General features: G+C 69.0%; 11 protein-coding genes and 1 other RNA gene. 9 read left to right on the top strand and 3 right to left on the bottom strand.

The window, feature by feature from the left end; all coding sequences use genetic code 11:
- The first annotated feature begins 85 nt into the window (after positions 1-85).
- From ACT86A_RS16720 to ACT86A_RS16695, 6 genes are all read left to right on the top strand, one after another.
- The gene (locus ACT86A_RS16720) at positions 86-1,204 is read left to right on the top strand and encodes a Nif3-like dinuclear metal center hexameric protein (RefSeq protein WP_445093066.1); all 1,119 of its coding nucleotides are present in this window, start codon (positions 86-88) and stop codon (positions 1,202-1,204) included.
- Between the two features lie 287 nt (positions 1,205-1,491).
- Positions 1,492-2,136: a hypothetical protein gene (locus ACT86A_RS16715; protein ID WP_445093065.1), complete on the top strand. Its 645-nt coding sequence runs from the start codon at positions 1,492-1,494 to the stop codon at positions 2,134-2,136.
- Between the two features lie 197 nt (positions 2,137-2,333).
- Positions 2,334-3,071, top strand: coding sequence for a zinc ribbon domain-containing protein (locus ACT86A_RS16710; RefSeq protein WP_445093064.1), 738 nt, complete (start codon positions 2,334-2,336; stop codon positions 3,069-3,071).
- 34 nt (positions 3,072-3,105) lie between these two features.
- Positions 3,106-4,326 (top strand): bifunctional RNase H/acid phosphatase, encoded by a 1,221-nt coding sequence (locus tag ACT86A_RS16705; RefSeq protein ID WP_445093063.1) that lies wholly within the window; start codon positions 3,106-3,108, stop codon positions 4,324-4,326.
- A 284-nt stretch (positions 4,327-4,610) separates the two neighbouring features.
- Positions 4,611-7,082 carry an FAD-dependent monooxygenase gene (locus ACT86A_RS16700; RefSeq protein ID WP_445093062.1) on the top strand — a complete coding sequence of 824 codons (2,472 nt, stop codon included), beginning with the start codon at positions 4,611-4,613 and terminating at the stop codon, positions 7,080-7,082.
- 171 nt (positions 7,083-7,253) lie between these two features.
- Positions 7,254-14,489, top strand: coding sequence for a non-ribosomal peptide synthetase (locus tag ACT86A_RS16695; protein ID WP_445093061.1), 7,236 nt, complete (start codon positions 7,254-7,256; stop codon positions 14,487-14,489).
- A gap of 217 nt (positions 14,490-14,706) precedes the next feature.
- On the opposite strand, the gene ACT86A_RS16690 is transcribed toward ACT86A_RS16695, so the two are convergent.
- Positions 14,707-15,273, bottom strand: coding sequence for an NUDIX domain-containing protein (locus ACT86A_RS16690; protein WP_445093060.1), 567 nt, complete (start codon positions 15,271-15,273; stop codon positions 14,707-14,709).
- 61 nt (positions 15,274-15,334) lie between these two features.
- Positions 15,335-16,222: an alpha/beta hydrolase gene (locus tag ACT86A_RS16685; protein WP_445093059.1), complete on the bottom strand. Its 888-nt coding sequence runs from the start codon at positions 16,220-16,222 to the stop codon at positions 15,335-15,337.
- A 36-nt stretch (positions 16,223-16,258) separates the two neighbouring features.
- Here ACT86A_RS16685 and rnpB point away from each other — a divergent pair.
- Positions 16,259-16,673: RNase P RNA component class A (gene rnpB, locus ACT86A_RS16680), an RNA gene on the top strand.
- Between the two features lie 173 nt (positions 16,674-16,846).
- Here the strand turns inward: rnpB and ACT86A_RS16675 are convergent.
- Positions 16,847-17,206 carry a hypothetical protein gene (locus ACT86A_RS16675; protein ID WP_445093058.1) on the bottom strand — a complete coding sequence of 120 codons (360 nt, stop codon included), beginning with the start codon at positions 17,204-17,206 and terminating at the stop codon, positions 16,847-16,849.
- Positions 17,207-17,638: 432 nt separating this feature from the next.
- On the opposite strand from ACT86A_RS16675, the gene ACT86A_RS16670 reads away from it, so the two are divergent.
- Positions 17,639-17,971 carry a hypothetical protein gene (locus tag ACT86A_RS16670; RefSeq protein WP_445093057.1) on the top strand — a complete coding sequence of 111 codons (333 nt, stop codon included), beginning with the start codon at positions 17,639-17,641 and terminating at the stop codon, positions 17,969-17,971.
- Positions 17,972-17,986: 15 nt separating this feature from the next.
- Positions 17,987-19,438: an RNB domain-containing ribonuclease gene (locus tag ACT86A_RS16665; protein WP_445093056.1), complete on the top strand. Its 1,452-nt coding sequence runs from the start codon at positions 17,987-17,989 to the stop codon at positions 19,436-19,438.
- The last annotated feature ends 103 nt before the right edge of the window (positions 19,439-19,541 follow it).

Raw genomic sequence — 19,541 nt, 5'->3', positions numbered from 1 at the left:
GTGAACGCCTGGCCGGGCCCGAACCGCTCGACCGGGAACGAAACCGAATTCGGCAGGGGATGACCGAAGCGAAGGAAGGTGGACGATGACCACGCTCGCGGATCTCATCGCGGTGCTCGACGCGGCCTACCCGCCCGCACTGGCCGAGTCGTGGGACTCGGTGGGTCTGGTCTGCGGCGATCCGGCCGAGGAACTGACCCGCGTGCTGTTCGCGGTCGACGCGACCGCGGCGGTTGTCGACGAGGCGATCGAGTGGCGCGCGCGAGCCCTGGTGGTGCACCATCCGCTGCTGCTTCGCGGTGTCGACACCGTAGCGGCGAACACGCCGAAGGGCGCGCTGCTGCACCGGCTCATCCGTTCCGGGTGCGCGCTGTTCACCGCGCACACCAACGCCGACTCCGCCGCCCCCGGCGTCTCCGACGCGCTCGCCGCGGCACTCGGGCTCACGGTCACCGGGCCGCTGGACGCCAAACCAGAGCCTGCCGTGGACAACTGGGTGGTCCAGGTGCCGCGCACGCATACCGACGCCGTGCTTGCCGCGCTGTTCGCCGCAGGCGCGGGCGGTAGCGGGAACCATCGCGATCGCGCGCTGCGGGTACCTGCGACAGATTTCCGCCCGATGGCCGAGGTGTCTGCGGCACCCGGTGCGGTCGGTGAACTCCAGAGCCTCGAGCAGGACCGCGTCGAGGTGCTCGCCCCGCCCGCGGCGCGCTCGGCGGTGCTCGCCGCGCTGCTGGCAGCCTATCCTGATGCGGACCCGGCCTATCACATCAGCGAACGGGCCTCGCTGCCCTCGTCGCTGGGCATCGGCCGGATCGGCACGCTGCCGGAGCCGGAATCGTTGCGCGCCTTCACCGATCGTGTGGCCGGCGCGCTCCCGCCCACCGCGTGGGGTGTGCGCGCCGCGGGCGACCCGGACCGCACCATCTATACCGTCGCGGTGTGCGGCGGGGCGGGCGACTCCTATCTGGACGCAGCCACCCGCCTCGGCGTCGATGCCTACGTCACGGCCGACCTGCGGCACCACCCGGTGGACGAACATCTGCGCCGGGGCGGTCCCGCGCTGATCGACGCCGCGCATTGGGCGACCGAATTCCCTTGGTGCGCACAGGCGCAATCCCTGGTCCGCGCCGCGCTGCCCGACCTCGAGACGAGGGTGTCCACCCTGCGTACCGACCCGTGGACGGTGGGCGCGTCCGGCTGACCCACTGCGAGTGGCGGTCCGGGGACGATAGCTCGCAGCGGCACTGAACGGCCAGGGGCGCGGTCCAACGCCTGTGGCCGTAAGCGACCTTCCCGGATGCTGTAGCTCGCCTCGTCACCCAAGGACCAGCAGCTCTGTCCAACCTGCTCGGCACGCTCGCATCCAATGTCGTTGTCCCGGCGATGAAACGGCCACGATCCCAGCGTGTCGGGGCGTGTCGGCGCCGATGCGGAATGTGCCGGCCGGTTCGGGTGAACCGGACAGTTCGCCCGGGGTACAACTTCCTCATGAACTTCCCGGTTGATTTCGGGCTCGTGCAGATCGGCCTGATCCTGTTGCTGGTGGTCGGTGTCGCGCTGATCGTTTCCGGTCTGATCGGGGTGCGCCGGGTGGGGATGCGGGCCCTGCTCGCGCGCGGGGCAGGCGGGCTCGCGCTGGTGCTGGTCGCGGCGTTGCTGCTGTGGATCGCGACCCTGCTGCAGACGTATCTGGGACTGACCGGGGAGATCAAGGCGGCGCATGTGGTGGCCGAGCCGGTGGCGGGGCAGGAGCACCAACTGGACGTCCAGCTCACCCTCTACGGTGACGACGACCACGCCGAACAGCGCAGTACCTATCGGGTCGAGGGGGACATGTGGGTGCTGCAGGCGGGCATCGTCGAGCTGCAGCCGTGGGTGAACGCCCTCGGCTTCCACTCCGGCTACCGGATCAGCCGTTTGTACGGACAGCGCCTCGACGGCATCGCCACCAGGCAGAACCAAATCTTCCTCAACGGTGGCGACCAGGACTTCTTCGCCGATATGCGCGCGGGCCGCTGGTGGACCCAGCCATTTGTGCGGTCCGCGTACGGCAACGCGACCATTTCGCTGCCCGGCGAATACGACGTCTACATCTCCCGGGACGCCATCAAGTCCCGCGCCGTCGGCCGCTGATCGGTTACCTCGGCTTCCGCTCCCGCAGGCGTCGGCCGTGGGCGAACCTCGACCCGCTGCGCCTCGGTATGCGGCTGCCCGTGCGGTGTGCGGGCGGGACGGACTTCGTCCGGCCGACGCCCATTACGCGTGGGCGCCGGTACGGCGCGGTACGGTTGAACGCCAGTCCCGCCCACCCATCCAGGAGTTTGTCCGCGTTGAATGTCGAACCCACGATCCAAGCCGGGCTGCTCCGGCTCGCCGCCATCGATGCCGAGCTGACCCGGATCGCGCACCGCCGCACCGTGCTGCCCGAGCAGCAGGAGGTCGTTCGGCTGGAGGCCGAGCGCAACACCCACTCCGACGCCGCAGTCGCCGTGGAGATCGTGCTGGACGACCTCGACCGCGATATCCGAAAGCTGGAGGGCGAGATCGAATCGGTGCGCAAGCGCGAGGACCGCGACCAAGGAATGCTCACCGCGGGAACGGTGAACGCCAAACAGCTTTCGGAGATCCAGCACGAACTGGGCAGTCTGGAGCGCCGCCGCTCGGTGCTGGAGGACGAACTGCTCGAGGTGATGGAGCGGCGCGAGGCATCCGCTGCCGACCACGACCACGCGGGGGCCCGGCTGAGCAAGTCCGAGGAAGATCTGGCTGCCGCGCTGCGGCAACGTGACGAGGCGCTCGCGGATCTGGATGTGGCGCAGGCCCGCTGCGACACCGATCGCGACGGGGTGGTCGCGAAGTTGCCCGACGACGTGCTCGCGATCTACGACCGCCAGCGCGCGCAGCACGGTGTGGGCGCCGCGCTGTTGCAGGCCCGCCGCTGCGGCGCGTGCCGCATCGAACTCGACCGCGGCGAGATCGCGCGGATCGCCAAGACCGCCCCTGATGTGGTCGTGCGCTGCCCGGAGTGCGGGGCCATTCTGGTCCGGACGAAGGAATCGGGACTGTGAGCGCACGCCGGCCGGGCGTCGAACGAGTGCGGCGATGAGCTCTCCCGAGGTGATCGTCCCGGAGGGGATCGTTCCTGAGGTGATCGTCGAGGCCGACGGTGGCTCGCGCGGCAATCCAGGTCCGGCCGGCTATGGCGCGGTGGTCTACGACGCCGACCACATCCGGTTGCTCGCCGAGCGCCGGGAGTTCCTCGGCACCGCCACCAACAACGTCGCCGAATACCGCGGCCTGATCGCTGGATTGGAGGCGGCGGCGGAGCTCGGCGCCGAATCGGTCGACGTGCGGATGGATTCCAAGCTGGTCATCGAGCAGATGAGCGGCCGCTGGAAAGTCAAGCACGCGTCCATGATTCCGCTCGCCGACCGGGCGCGCAGGCTGGCTGCCGGGTTCGGGCGGGTGCGCTTCACCTGGATCCCCCGTGCTCAGAACGCGCACGCCGATCGGCTGGCGAACGAGGCCATGGATGACGGCACCCTGGTCGGCGCGGCACGGGCGACATCCGAGTCCGCGCGGTCGACCGAGGCCGCCGATCCGGCACTCGTGGTCGCCGAGCACGATCGATCGAGTGGGATCGATGAAGTCGGGCCGGCCGCCCAGCGGCCCGAATCAGCGCCGCAGGCTCCCGGCTGGACCCGTGCTATCGGCCGGCCCACCCGGCTGTTGCTGTTGCGTCACGGCCAGACCGAGCTGTCGGTGGAGCGCCGCTACTCCGGTCGCGGCAATCCCCCGCTCACCACGCTGGGCCGGGAGCAGGCGGCACGGGCCGCGAAAATGCTTGCCGTCAAAGGTGATATCGCCGCTGTGGTCTGCTCCCCGCTCGGTCGGGCCAAGGAGACGGCGGAGGCCGCGGCGACCGCGCTCGATGTGCAGGTCGAGATACACGACGGTCTGATCGAGACCGATTTCGGCGCGTGGGAGGGCCTGACCTTCGCCGAGGCGGCGCGGCGCGACCCCGATCTGCACGCCCGCTGGATCGGTGACACGACCACCCCCGCCCCCGGCGGGGAAAGCTTCGATCAGGTCCGGGACCGCGTGGACGCGGCCCGTCGCGATCTGATCGAACGGTATCCCGGCGCGAATGTGGTTGTGGTCAGTCACGTGACCCCGATCAAGACGCTGCTGCAACTGGCGCTCGACTGCGGGCCGTCGCTGCTGTACCGGTTACATCTGGATCTGGCGTCGCTATCCATAGCGGAGTTCTATCCCGATGGCGGAGCATCTGTGCGCCTGGTGAACGACACGTCCTATCTGTGAGCTCGCCGCGGACCCGGCGACGAGGGCGAATGCGATGCGCGAAGGACGAATTATGCCTCATTGCAACATGTTTGCGTTTCACATTCGCCGGATGCGGTGAATCTCACTTCGACTCGGCCCAGCGTGCCGAGTAGCGGTAGGCTTCCGGACGGTCAGGCACAGGCGTCCTACCCTCCCCTGTCCGGTCGAAGCCGACGCAGTGTCCTCGATCGGGATAACCCAGGGGGACGGTGGTTCGCGGGCAGCGTCTGTGCTGTCGGGTAGTTCGAGAGAGTGCAGGTTCGATGAGCAGTCCGATCAAGGTTGTCGTTCTGGGGGCGGGGATCGGAGGACTCACCACCGCGGCCGCGCTGCGGCAGGCGGGTTTCGCCGTCGAGCTGTACGAAGCGGGCCCCGAGCTGCGTGGGCAAGGTTTCGGTCTTTCGGTGCAGGCCAACGGCATCAACGCGTTGCGCACCCTCGGCCTCGGCATCGATGAGCAGCTGCTCGAACGCGGTGGCCGGGTGGAGACCTTCCGCTTCTGCGACCCGGACGGCACCGTGATCCGGGTGCTTCCGGTGCACCGGCTCGATGCCCAGCTCGGCGCGCCCGCTGTGGCGTTGCACCGCACCGATCTGCACGACGTACTGCTGCACGCGATCGGCGATACGCCGACTTTCGTTGCCGCGCAGGCCACTCGGTTCGTCGATGACGGGGAGCACGTGCGGGTGGAATTCGCCGACGGCCGCGTCGCCGAGGGCGATCTCCTCGTCGGCGCCGACGGTATCCACTCCATCGTGCGCGCCCAACTGCACGGTCGGGCCGAACCGCGCCCGGGCAACTTCGTGTGCTGGCTGGCCTGCATTCCGTTCGAGCATCGCAATGTCACGCGCGGTCTGTCGGCGCACTTCTGGGGCACCGGAATGCGTTTCGGCATCCACGACATCGGTCACGGCCGGGTGTACTGGTGGGGCACCCGGACTTTGCCCGCCGACGAGGCCGCGAACTGGCAGGGCGGCAAGGAAGATCTGCTGCGCCTGTACGCCGACTGGGCGCCGGAGGTGCGCGCCTGCATCGAGCTGACCGACGAGTCCGCGATCCTCGCCGTGCCCGCCCAGGACCGGCCGCCGCTGGCGGGGTGGGGCCGCGGGCGGGTGACGCTGCTCGGTGACGCGGCGCACCCGATGCTGCCCAGCCTCGGCCAGGGCGCCAACGCCGCGATCGAAGATGCGGTGGTGCTGGCCGACACGCTGCGCACGGCCCTGGATCCGGTTGCGGGCCTGCGCCGTTACGAACAGCTGCGAGCCGATCGCACCGCCATGTTCGTCAACGGTTCGGCGTCGCTCGCCAAGGTCGAACAGGCCACCGACCCACGTTTGGTACGGGTGCGCGACACCTACTTCCGGCACGCGCCCACCGAATTCTTCCTGCGCGAGCTCGCCAAGCCGATGTCGTTCCCGCCGCTGGAGGGGCCGACCGCCGCGCTGCCGCGCCCACTGTCGCCGGTCGAACGCTGGCACTGGATCGCCGATCAGCTTGCGCCGCTGCACATCCTGTCCCGCGTACGGATCCGCGGTCCGGTCGAGGTCGAACAGATCCGGGCCGGTCTGGACGAAGTGCAGCGCAGGCATCCGCTGTTGCGGGTCGCCGTGGCCGCCGAATCCGATGGCAGTGCACCACGTTTCGTTCCGGTGCAGGCGCAGATCCCGCTGCGCGTGATCGAATCCGAGGACAGCACAACGTGGTTGACCGAGGTCGATGAGGTCGAGCTGCGCGAGCCCTTCGACTGGCGCACCGGGCCGCTGGCCCGGGCGGTGTTGATCAAGGAGACCGACGGCACCAATGAGCTGATCGTCACGCTGCACTACGCCATCGCGGATGGCGAGAGCGCGTTGTCGGTGGCGAAGCAGGTGCTGTACGCGGCCGCCGGGGAAGCGGGCGAGTTCCCGCCCGCCCCGGTTCGCCCAGGTCCGGAAGATCTCTTCCCACCGCGCTTCCAGGGTGGCGGCGGCGCTGTGCGCACCGCGGGTTCGCTGCTGCGCGACCAGAAGTCGCAGCTGCGCAGGCCGCGCAGACTGGAGCCCACCTCGCTGGCCCCGCCCGCCGAGCGGCGCAGCCGGGTGGTGCATCGCAGCCTCGGCACCGACCAGCTCGAGGCGCTCACCGCGGGCTGCGCCCGCCACGGCGTCGGTCTGCAGGCCGCCCTGTCCGCGGCGCTGCTGATGGCGGCGGCCAGGGAGGCCGGCACCGACAAGGCGACCTGGTACACCGTGGGCAGTTCGGTCAACTTCCGTGACCACCTCGACGGCGCCGTCGCCGACACCGAGGTCGGCACCTATCAGGGCATGATCGCCACGCCGGCGAAGTATGCCCCGTGGGCCGCGCTGTGGGAGATCGCCACGGAGATCGAGCGCGAATACGGCGCGCGGATGGATCGGCGCGATCATCTCTCCGCCCTCAACCTGCTGAAGGTGGCCGCGCCGAAGTCGGTGGCCGCCAGCGCGTCGACCGTCAAACTGATGGATACCCGCGGTCCCGGTCATCTCTGTATGACCTACCTGGGCAGCTATCGGTTCCCGGACAAGATCGGCGCCTGGCAGTTGGAAGGCGCGCAATTCGTCTCCGGCATGTCGGTGAGCGGTTTCATCATGGCCACGGCCAATGCGACCCACAACGAGTTGTCCCTGAACGTCGGCTACGTCGAACCCGCAGTGTCGAGGGATCGAGCCGAACGTCTCGCCGATGAGAGTGTGCGCGCACTGCTGTCGGCCTGCTGACCCCCTACACCACAAGACAACAGCGGAATCCCGGCATCGACAAAGTCGATGCCGTGATTCGCGATATCGATAACCGGATAACTGCGGTAGCAGCTTTGCGTGTCACAGATCAGGGTGGGCTTGGTTAGATCCGCGCACAGCCGGTGCCGCGGGTGTCGGATAGGAGTTACTGTGACATCCGAACCGAGTGCCACTCCCGATAGGCCCGAGGCGTGGCCGGTCAGCGCGTATCAACGAGATGTGTTGTCCGTGGCCTTCCGGTACGCGCCCGCGCCGGTCACCAGGAACGCCTATTGCACGTTCATAAACGAACCCTTCGATATGGCCCGGTTGCGAGCGGTGGTTCGTCGGGCACTGCTCGGTGACGACGCGTTGCGGCTGCGTTTCGAGTTCTCCGAAGGACGCTTCTGGCAATGGATTTCCGACGAACTGCCCGACGTCGAGCTGATCGACCTGAGCTGGGCATCGGACCCGGCCGCGGCGCGCCGGGAATGGGTGAACCGGGCCAACCTGACGCCCTCCCCGCCGGGTCAGCCGTTCCGGATCGCCGCGCTGGTCGACCGACCCGACCACTTCTACCTGTACGTGGCGATGCACCACGCGATGATCGACGGGTGGGGTGTCAACGCGCTGTGGGCCGCCCTCGTGGACAACTACAGCCGCTCGGATCTGCCGCTCGAACTGCTCGCCGAACCGGAGCCGGTCACCGACCACACCGACCGCGGCGTAGCCACCTACCGCAAGATCGCGGCCGAGGACGAGGAATATCTGTCGTCTCCGCAGTGGGTCGCCGACCGCGACGCGCTCGTGCGCCGGTTCGAAGGCGTGGTTCCGGCGCTCTTCCCGGGCCGGGCGAGCACCCCGAACGTGGATCGCGGACGCCGGCGCGTGGTGGTGGAACCCGCATTCCTGGACCGGATTCGCGGGACCGGCTTCTCCGTCTTCGCGTTCAGCGTCTCGGCGCTGGCCGCCTACCTGACCTCCGTCCATCGCTGCGCGGAAGTGGTGATCGGGGTCCCGATGCTGAATCGGCACAGCGCCGAAACTTTCCGCACCGCCGGACACCGGACGAATGTGGTGCCGCTGCGCATCCGGGTCGATCCGTCCGCGCCACTGTCGGCGGTCGCGGCCGAGGTGACCGCACAGATCCGGGAACTCAAACGCTACGAGCGCTTTCCGTACGGTGACCTGGCTCGCGCGCTCAGCAGCGACCCTACGGCGCCGCCGCTGTTCGACGTGGCGTATTCCTACATCAAGATGCCGTCGTCGGATCACCTCGACAAGATTCTCGGCACCATCGATATCGCCAATCCGGGCACGGTACTCGAGGCGCTGAACATCCTCGCCGTCGAGCACGCGCGCGACGGCTCGCTGAATTTGCAGCTCTACTACGACCGAGACGTCTTCGACGAAAACTTTCCGTTCGAATCGGTCGTGCGCAGTATCAGCGCGCTCTTGGTGGCGGCGCTGGATCTGCCGGATACCCCGATCTCGGCGCTACCGCTGATGCCCGCCCGAGAGCTCGCCGCCATCGCCGCTTTCGAAGCCGGTCCGCGCGAACAGTTCCCGTACACCACGATCGACCGCTTGTTCGCCGAGACGGCCGCCGGGCACCCGAACCGGGTGGCGATCGAGCCGGCCGCGGACTCGGGGGAGCAGACGCTGAGCTACCGCGAACTGTCCGCCCTGGCCGACGCATTCGCCGCCCAGCTGCACGCGCTGGGCGTCTCCGGCAACGAATGCGTCCCGGTGGTGCTGACGCGCTCGACGGAGCTGCTCATCGCGATTTTCGGCACGCTGCGCGCGGGTTGCGCGTATGTGCCGTTGGACCCGGACTTTCCGGCCACGCGCATCGAAACCGTGCTCGCCGACTGTGGGGCGCGCTTCGTGGTGGCCGGGACGCAGCACCAACCGGTGTTCGACAAGCTGGGCGTCACCCGAATCACGGTGGCCGACCTCGAGCCCGCTCACGGCATCGAAAACGTCTCGCACCCGGCGGATCTGAGCTATCTCATCTACACCTCCGGTTCCACCGGCGTGCCCAAAGGCGTCATGATCGAGCATCGGTCGGTAGTGAACCGGCTGACCTGGATGCAGCGGCGCTACCCGTTGCACGCCGACGACGTGATCCTGCAGAAGACGCCGGTCACCTTCGACGTCTCGGTGTGGGAGCTGTTCTGGTGGGCGATCACGGGCGCCAGGTTGGCGTTGCTGGAGCCGGGCGGGGAGCGCGATCCGCGCCGCATCGTCGACGCGATCGCCGCGCACACGGTGACCGTGCTGCACTTCGTGCCGTCCATGCTGGCTGCCTTCGTCGACGAGTTGGCCACCGATACCGCGACAGTCGCGCGAATCGGCAGCCTGCGCCGGGTGTTCTGCAGCGGCGAGGCACTGCCTCCGGCACTGGTACGCCGATTCCACGCGGCCTTCACCGCCGCCGGAGCGACGGCGCCGGAACTGGTGAACCTCTACGGTCCGACCGAGGCCACGGTCGACGTCTCCTATTTCGACTGCCCCCGCGACGGTGCGCTCGACCTGGTGCCGATCGGTCGCCCGATCGACAACATCGACCTGCTCGTGCTGGATGAAACCGGCCGCCGCGTGCCGGTCGGGGTACCGGGCGAGTTGAACATCGCGGGTGTCGGCGTGGCCCGCGGATACTACGGCAGGCCCGAGCTGACCGCGGCAGCCTTTGTCGACGATCGCGCGGTGCCCGGCCGACGGCGCTACCGCACCGGCGACCTCGCGCGCTGGTTGCCCGACGGCAACCTGGAATATCTGGGCCGCTTCGACGACCAGGTGAAGATCCGCGGCAACCGGATCACGCTCGGCGAGGTGCACAACGCCATGCTCGGTTGCCCCGGGGTGCGCGCGGCGGCGGTGGTGGACGAACGGTCCGAGGCGCACGGCGTACAGCTGGTGGGCTATTTCGTCGGAACCGAGGTGACCGGCGAGGAGATCGCCGAGCAGATCGCGGCCAGGCTGCCGCGCTACATGGTGCCCACCCGGCTGATCCGGGTCGACCGCATCCCGCTGACCCGCAACGGCAAACTCGACCGGCGCGCGCTCGCCGAACAGCTCGTCCGCGGAGACGGCGGGCAGCAGGTCGCCAGTGGTGAACCGCGCAGCGACATCGAGGCGCGGCTGGTGCGAGTCTGGAGCGCTGTGCTGGGTGTCGAGTCGATCGGCATCTACGACAACTTCTTCACCCACGGCGGCGATTCCATTCTCGCGCTGGCCGTGCGTACGGCCGCCGAGCGTGCCGGCCTCGCCTTCGATGTGGACGTCTTCTATCAGGCACCGACCATCGCCGAACTGGCGCGCGTCGTGCGCGACGGCCGGGGCGGCGAGCGCGAACGCGTCGTGGCGGCGCTGGAGACGGTGCCGCTGATCGACCGCGCCGCGCTGCACCAAGTGGAAGACGCGTTCCCGGCCACGGCGCTGCAACTGGGCATGCTCTACCACAGCATCGAGCGCGCCGACTCCGTCACCTACCAGGACGTGTTCCGGTACCGGCTCGAAATACCTTGGGATGAGCCGGAATTCCGCGCCGCCGTGGCCCGGCTGGTGCGACGCCAGCCGACGCTGCGGTCGTCGTTCGAACTGAGCAAGTACTCGATTCCGCTGCAGATCGTGCACGCCGAACCGCTCTACCAGCTGGACGTCGTCGATCTCGGCGATACCGACGAATGGGACGGCGCGGAACTGATCGAGTGCTATCTCCAGGACCGTACGCACGCCCAGTACGACATCTCGGTCGCCGCGCTGTTCGCCATCCGGGTGTTCGTCCGCCCGGGCTCTCCGGACGCGGTGGGCACCGTGGACCTGGTCCTGAGCTTCCACCACGCCATCCTGGACGGCTGGAGTGTCGCTACGTCGGTACTGGAACTGCTGCTGGACTATCTGAGCCACCTCGGCGTGACACACACCCGGATCGAACCCACCCCGAACTCCGCGACCGTGCTGGCCGAGTACGCGCAGCTCGAACAGCGCAGCACGCACGACACCGCGGCTCGCGAGTACTGGCTGACCGCGCTCGCCGGAGCGGAACCGACCGCGCTCACCGCGCTCGGCGCGCACCGGCCGGTGGTCGCCGAGGTCCCGCAAGCGAAAGCGCTCGTGCCGCGACGCTTGGCCCAGCGGGTTACGGCTTTCGCCACCCGCCACCAGCTTCCGGAGAAGTCGGTCTACCTGGCCGCGCATTGCCTGGCGCTGCGGGTGCTGACCGGGCGCACGGACGTCACCACCGGTGTGGTCACCCACGGTCGGCCGGACCGCGCGGGCGCTGAGCAGGTGGCCGGGCTGTTCCTCAATACTCTGCCCGTACGGCTGGACGGCACCGCGACCACATGGCGCGCGGCGGTGGAGCAGATCGCGCGCTGGGAGCGTGCCGCCTACCCCCACCGCCGCTACCCGCTGCGGTCGATCCTCGCCGACGGCGGGCCGGTGTTCGAGACGGCGTTCAACTATGTCAACTACCACGTCTTCCAGCCGATGCTGAGGTTGGACGGCGTGCGGCTGCTGGACTTCGAAGTACGCGAGGAGACCAACTTCCAGCTGCTGGTGACCGCGGCGACCGATCCGCGCGATGGCCGGATGTGGCTGCGGGTCAATGGCGATCAGACGCTGACCGCCGAGCAGTGCGAGACCGTGGCGCTCACGCAGTTACGCATGCTCGCCGAGATCGTGGCCGACGCCGACGGGCAGATCGACGGCGGCGTCGGCCCGGCGGCCGCCCGCGATGTGAGCACGCTGGTGGCCGAGGCCGCCGCGCTCAACCCGGCGGGCATCGCCGTGGCGGGCGACGACGAGTCGGTCACCTACGACGAACTGATCGAACGATCCGATCTGCTGGCGCGTCGCCTGGTCGGGCTCGGGGTCGCGCCGGGCGATCGGATCGGCATCCTGATGGGACGCCGCCCGGGACTCGTGCTGCTCGTGCTGGCGCTGACCAGAATCGGTGCCGCGTGCGTTCCCTTGGACGTCAGCTACCCCCGGGCACGACTGAACCTGATGATCGAGCGCGCCCGCCCGCACCGTGTGGTCGCCGACGCCGACTATCGCGACATCGTCGACGACGCGGCTTTGATCCTCGACACCACTTCGCTCTTCGACGATTCGACGGATGACGCGGATGTCGCGCTACCCGACCATGTTTCGCCGGACGCGGTGGCCTACGTGCTGTTCACCTCCGGGTCGACCGGCGAGCCCAAGGGCGTCGCGATGCCGCGTCGTGGTTTGACCGCGCTGGTGGATTGGCAGATCCGCGCGGCGACCGGCACCGGCCTGCGCAGCACGCTGCAATTGGCGCCGTTGAGCTTCGACGTGTCGTTTCAAGAGATCTTCACCACGCTGGCGGCCGGATCGACCCTGCGGGTGAGTTCGGCCGACCTGCGGTCGAATGTCGAGCAGTTACTCAGCACCGTGGTGGACGAAGGCATCGAACGACTGTTCCTGCCGTATGTCGCGTTGCAGGCATTCGCCGAGGCGGTCGTGGCGCGGCGGGTGTTCCCCACCGAGCTCAAAGTACTGATCTCCTCGGGTGAGCAGCTGCGCATCACCGACGAGATCCGCGCGCTGTGCAAGGTGGTGCCGGGTTTGGTGCTGGAAAACCAGTACGGTCCCACGGAATCCCATGTCGCTACCGCATTCACCCTGCGCGGACGGGCGGACGAGTTTCCCGCGCTGCCGCCTATCGGCCGAGCCATTGACGGCGGCATCGTGGAGTTGCTCGACGGCGCGTTGCGTCCGGTGCCGGACGGCGTGATCGGCGAGATCTACCTCGGCGGACCCTCCCTCGCGCGCGGTTACGAGGGCAGGCCCGCGCTCACCGCTGCGCGGTTCGTGGCCACCCATGCGGGCGCAATCCGCTACCGCACCGGCGATCTGGGCGTCCGGCTGTTCTCCGGCGATATCGTTTGCCTGGGCCGCAGCGACAGCCAGGTGAAGATCCGGGGCTTCCGGGTCGAGCCGGCCGAAGTGGAATTGTGCATCCTGAGCCTGGTGGAGAAGTTTCCCGGCATCACCGAAGCGGCCGTGGTGGCCCGCGGCTTCGGCGGTATCGACGGGTCGCTGATCGCGTTCCTGGTCGGCTCGGCGGAACAGACCGACCTGGCCGCGCTGCGGCACGACTTGCGCGCCGCGCTGCCCGCGCACATGGTGCCGGCACGATTCGTCTGGCTCGATGAGCTGCCCCGCACGCCCAGCGGCAAACGCGACGACGCGGCCTTGCGCGCTCATGGTGAGCGAGTCGCGGATTCGGTTGCGGCGCAGCGCGAACCGACCGACGAGTACGAACGGTCCGCGGTGCAGTTGCTCGCCGAATACGCTGGTCTGCGCGCGATCGGGGTGGACGACGATTTCTTCGCCGCGGGCGGGACATCGATCGGGGCGATGCGCGTGGTGATGGCGCTGTCGCGGCGCTGGGGCGTCGAAGTGCCGCTGGACGCGTTCATCAGCGCGCCCACCGCGGCCGGGCTGGCCACCCTGGTGCGAGCGGGCGGCGATGCCCGCCGCACCTTCGACCCGCTGGTGCCGCTCAATGCGGGTGGCACCAAGCCGCCGCTGTTCCTGGTGCATCCGATCGGCGGAAATGTGCTGTGCTACTTGACCCTGGTGCGGTATCTGGATCCGGATCGCCCGGTGTACGGACTGCAGGCGGCGGGCGCGGACCCGGGCAGCACGCCGGAGAAGTCGATAGCCGCGATGACCGAGTCGTATCTGGAAGCGATACGCCGCGTGCATCCGAACGGTCCGTATCACCTGGCGGGCTGGTCGTTCGGCGGCTATGTGGCCCTGGAGATGGCACGCCGGCTCCCCGAACCCGAAGCTGCCAGCGTGACGCTGCTGGACACCATGGCGCTGCGCGCGCAGGCGCGCACGCCGATCCCCGAGGAGAAACTGATCCGGTGGTTCTTCCTCGAGCTGCTGTGGTATGCGCGCGGAAGCCAATCCGCTCTGGTCGATTTCGAGCCCGACGTGCACGGCTCCGAGGAGCTGTTCGCGGCGATGCTCGCCGAGGCGGTGCGATCGGAGATCCTGCCGGCCGCTAGCTCGCCGCAGGCGATCCGGCGGCTCTACGAGGTGTTCTACGCCAACTACGCGGCGATGCTGGACTACGAGCTCGAGCCCTACGAGCGGGATATCACGCTGTTGCGGGCCACCGAGGGACTGCCGCCGGGCATCGACCTGGCACACCAGACCATCGGCACCATGTTCGACAGCGCGGACAACGGCTGGAAGCAGTACGCGGCCCGCCGGTTCACGCTGATCACGGTGCCCGGCGATCACCTGAACATGATGACCGAACCGAACATCGGCGAGGTGGGGCTACGCCTGGACGAGGTGCTGACCGCCGCCGATCCAGACCTGGACCGGGAGTGGGACGAATCCATGCTGGACGCCTGAGCAACACGCGAATTCGCCACGGCCGCCACCCCCGCGTTGCGGCCGCAATACCTATGCCGAGGGGCTGTACCTGCGTAACGGCTTCGTCCGGACAGGCGTGAGCGGGCCCATGGCGCTCGGCGACCCGCGCAGGGAATTCGAGATGGAGTGGCGTCCATCCGGGTCCGGTTGGTCCGATCGTTCGTAGGTCACCGGCGATCGACTCCTGACCTCGGCCTCAATCGGCGGCCACTTGCAGGGCGATGTCGAGTTTCGTGAGGAAGCGGCCGAAATGGGGGTCGGAGTCGGGGTGGGCGAATCTGTCGATATCCCACCACCGTTCCCCGTCGAACTCGCGCGGGTCGAGGGTGTAGTGGTGCGCGCGGTCGCCACGGACGACATACCAAAGGCTCACGTCCTCGTGGCCGGCGCCGGTGCCGACAGTGGTGGTGACGGTGAGGAACAGCGGAGCGGTGCCGACGACGTCGAACCGCGCCTCGATCGCCAGTTCTTCGGCCGCCTCGCGCCGCGCGGTATCGTGCGGATGCTCACCCGGATCGACGTGCCCTCCGGCCGGCAGCCACAGCCCGGCGAGGCGATGCCTGCCGAGGAGCACCACGCGCGCCTGCGGATCGACCAGCACGACGTAGGCGACCAGGTGCCGCGGCGGCGTCGCCGGTTTGACGCGCCGGAATACGTCCTCGGTCGACGCGAGCCAGGCCAGCGTCGTATCGATGTGCTCCTGCTCGAGCCCGTCGAGCGGCGCGATCCCTTGCACGATTTCTGCGACGGCAGCGGAATTCATGGCACCGGACTGTAGCGGCGCCCACCGACAGGATCCGTGCCCGCCTGCGGAGGCGATCCGTTCAGGGCCGCAGCACCGATACCAGGAATTCGGTCTGGTCGGACACCGCCTTTTCGAAGACTTCATCGAAGTAGATGTCGAAATGTCGGGCGGGATAGCGCTTTACGACCGCATGTTTGGTGCGTTCGGCGGCACGCAGCGCCGATGCGACCGGAGCGATGGAGTCGTCGTCGCACAGTGCGTACAGCACCGGCATCTTCAGCGCCTTCGCGCGTCGGCCCGGCGCGTCGAACAGCGCCGACAGCGCCACGCGCGCAGCTACCTTCGGCTCGTAGGTCTCGCTCTCGTCGGTCAGCCTGCGGTAACCCTCGGGTACATCGGGCGCGCTCATCAGCGCAGCGGCGTGCTTGCCTCCGGACAGCCGGATGCGGACGGGATTGCGCCGGATGGTCCCCAGCAGCAGATCGGTGGCCGCGATGGTGGCGACCTTGGTCACACTGATCGGTCCCTTCGCCAGTGCCGCGGCGAAGCCGCTGGTGAACGGCACCTGCGCGACCACGGCCGCGATGTAGGCGTCGTCCGGCGCCACCGAGAGGACGTGCCCGCCGCCGAATGAGGTGCCCCACAAGGCGATTCGGGTGGCATCGATGCCGCGCAGGGTGCGTGCGTACGCGATGGCGGCATGCCAGTCCGCACGCTGGCGCGCGATGCTCAGCAGTTGGCGCGGCGTGCCCTGACTGGCGCCGAAATGCCGATAGTCGAACACCAGGGCCGCGATGCCCGCGGCCGCGAAACGCCGCGCGTACCGGTCCAATCCCATTTCTCGATTGGCCCCGAGGCCGTGCCCCAGCACCACCAGCGGGCGGGGTTTGGGTGCGCCGTCCGGGCGATAGAGCCACGCCGCGCACTGCTCACTTCCGGAAGAGAAGCCGACCTCGACACGTTCCATGGCCACTAACCGTACCTAGTATCCTGTTGTCGCGGACGAGTTGGTCGGGCGGCCGCGGCGCAGGGAACGGGCACGGTTGTGCTGCCGCCCGGCGCCGAGGAAAGTCCGGACTCCACAGAGCAGGGCGGTTGCTAACGGCAACCCGGGGTGACCCGCGGGAAAGTGCCACAGAAAACAGACCGCCCACGGCCGTCGAGGCCGTGCGGTGAGGGTGAAACGGTGCGGTAAGAGCGCACCAGCGCCCCGGGTGACCGGGGCGGCTCGGTAAACCCCGCCCGGAGCAAGGTCGAAGGCCGCACCGTTCGCGGTGCGGCTGCGGAGGCGTTCGAGGGCTGCTCGCCCGAGCCTGCGGGTGGACCGCTCGAGGTACCCGGCAACGGAGTGCCCAGATGGATGGCCGCCCCCCGGTGCGAACCGGGGACAGGATCCGGCTTACAGACCAACTCGTCCGCCGCAAGCAATCAGCGCCCTCGCCGAGTTCGCGTTCGCGAGATGTTCCCGTCGTCGGCGGCATACCGGATCTCGTGATCCGGCCAGCGCATCGCCGCCGGGTAGCGGGCGCGGCTACCGCCGCCGACTTCGACGAGTGTGCGTCCTCAGCGCAGCAGGATCAGCGCAGCAACATCAGCACAGCAACTTGGCCATCTGATAGATGGCCTTGGCTTCCTCCGCGGTGGGCTGGACGTTGCCGCCCGCCCGCTTGGTGATGCTCTTGACCACGTCGTCCTCGGACTTGCCCGCCTTGGTGTCCGCGCAGGTCTCGGACAGGATGCTCGCGATCTTCGCGTCGTCCTTGCCTTCGGCGAGTTTCGGGAACGCGCCGCGGAAGCTGACGACGAATGCGCCCGCCTTCACCGTGTCGACCGGGGCGGCGGCCGTGGTGGTGGACGAGGTGGCGCTGCTGGACTTGTCGTCCCCGCAACCGGTGAGGAGCAGGGCGAGGAGGGTGACGCTGGCCGCGAGCGCGGCGGTAGTTCTTTTCACGCGCGGGATGGTAGCGGCCCATGATCCACTGCCGCCCCCAGTCAGGTTAACGGGAGGCAACGAGTGGGAGAGAACAAGCGCGCGGTCAGGGCGGGTTGATCAGCAGGACCCGAGCCCAGTAGGCGGACTGCTCAGGACCGAGCAGCGGCAGGAGGTGGTCGAACAGAATCGATGACATACCTGCGGAGCTCCCAATTGTCGACGTACAGGATATATTTCCGAAAGCGGGCGAATATCGACGCCCGTCTGGCGGGTCCCGTCAGCAGCGCTCGGCGCGGCCGTGTCGCTGTGCGAGATTTCACCGACCCGATTCGTGCGGCACTGGCCGTAGCCGTGATCGACGTCATAAAGTAGTCGCCGTTGGCAAGGCCCGGTGCGGGGCAGCGCCGGGCCATTCACACTTCGATCGCGGGAAAGCAGGTCTCAACACACATGCGAGTAATTCGCTCCATAGTCGCCGGCGCATTGGTCGCGGGCGCCGCCTCGGTTTGCGCGGTGCTGGGCGCCGGTTCCGCCAATGCGGTCGCGGTGACGCCGCTGCCGGGTGGGATCCAGGTCGACCTGAGCCCCGCCGACACCGTGTGGGTGCATCAGAATCATGTCGGCCTGGCTGTCGCCGGGCTGCCGCATCCGTCCGCCGCCTCCTTCGGCGAGGCGCTGGACGCCGCGGCACAGGTGTCGTCCGCGGTGCCTGGTGGCCGGGTCACCTTCACCGTCTACGGTCCGTTCGATCAGCTGAACGGCACGATGCTGGCCCTGCAGTAGGACCGGCGCCACAGCGTGGAACTCCACCAGCGGATCGTCTCGGCACCGGTAGATTTCGGCGCCGTTCGTTCCGAATTCGGCCTGGCCTCGGCGTATCCCGCCGAGGCCAGCGCCGAGGCCCGCGACGCGGTCGACGCGTTCGCGGGCAGCCGGGTCGATCGCACGGACATCCCGTTCGTGACGATCGACCCGCCCGGGGCCATGGATCTGGACCAAGCCCTGCATCTCGTGCGTACCCCCAGCGGCTTCCTCCTGCACTACGCCATCGCCGACATCGGTGCCGTGATCGCCCCCGACGGCGCGCTCGCCCAGGAGTCCGGGGCCAGGGGGCAGACGTTCTATCTCCCCGACGGCACGGTGCCGCTGCACCCGCCGAGTCTGTCGGAAGGGGCCGCGAGTCTGCTGCCCGAGCGAACCCGCCCGGCCGCGTTGTGGACCATCGAGCTGGACGAGCACGCCGAACCGCAGCGTTTCACGGTGGCGCGGGCCTTGGTGCGTTCCCGCGCCCGGCTCGACTATTCCGGCGTGCAGGCCGACGCCGAGGCCGGGCGGCTGCATCCCTCGATCGCGGCCCTGCCGGAGTTCGGCGCGCGGCGCATCGAGGCGGGACTGGCGCGCGGCGCGATCGGGTTGCGGTTGCCGGTGCAAACCGTCGTCCAGGACCGGCGCGCCGACGGACACTGGCGATTGGCCCTCGAACCGCGCACCGCCGCCGACGACTGGAACGAGCAGGTCTCGCTGCTGACCGGCATGTGCGCGGCGCGGATCATGCTGGACGGGAACACACCCGCCGAGCAGCGGGTCGCGCTGCTGCGCACCATGCCGCCCCCGGCCGAATCCGCGATCGATTCCATGCGCCGGACCGCGCACGCCCTGGGGGTGACCTGGCCCGCCGAGGAGGCGGTCGGGCGGATGCTGGCGCGGCTGGACCCCAGCACGCCTGCCGCGCTGGTGCTGATGTCCGAGGCGACAACACTGCTGCGCGGCGCGTCCTACACCGTGGTCGCCGGCGGCGCCGAGCTGCCGCCCACGCCGGAGGCTTTGCGGCACAGTGGTATCGGCGCGCCGTACGCGCACGTCACCGCTCCGCTGCGGCGGCTGTCGGACCGGTTCGCGACCGAGATCTGCCTGGCCCGGTGCGCGGGCACGACGATACCGCGGTGGGTACCGGACGGGCTGGTGCGCGCGGCCGACACCATGCGGCGCAGCGATGGCATCGCGAGCAAGATCGAGCGTGCCTGCATCGATCTGACCGAGTCGACGCTGCTGGCCCGGCGGACCGGCACCGAATTCGCCGCCATTGTGGTACGCGAGGCCAACGGCAGCCGCCCCGCCGTGATCTTCATCGCCGATCCACCAGTGCTCGGGCCGTGCCTGGGCGAGCCGCCGGAAGGGGCGGCGGTGCGGGTGCGCCTGTTGTCGGCGGACCCGAGGCAGCGGCGCGTGAGCTTCACGTATCCGGCGTGAATATGAGGCGTTCCACGCGGCCCTGAGCGCGGCGCGCCCGGGCGAATCGGCTACCCGGCCGAGCCGCCGCAATGGTCGACCCGAACGGGTGGGCGCGCTCAAT

Source organism: Nocardia glycosmidis (assembly GCF_052545115.1).
This window is presented reverse-complemented; position numbering and strand designations above follow the sequence as displayed.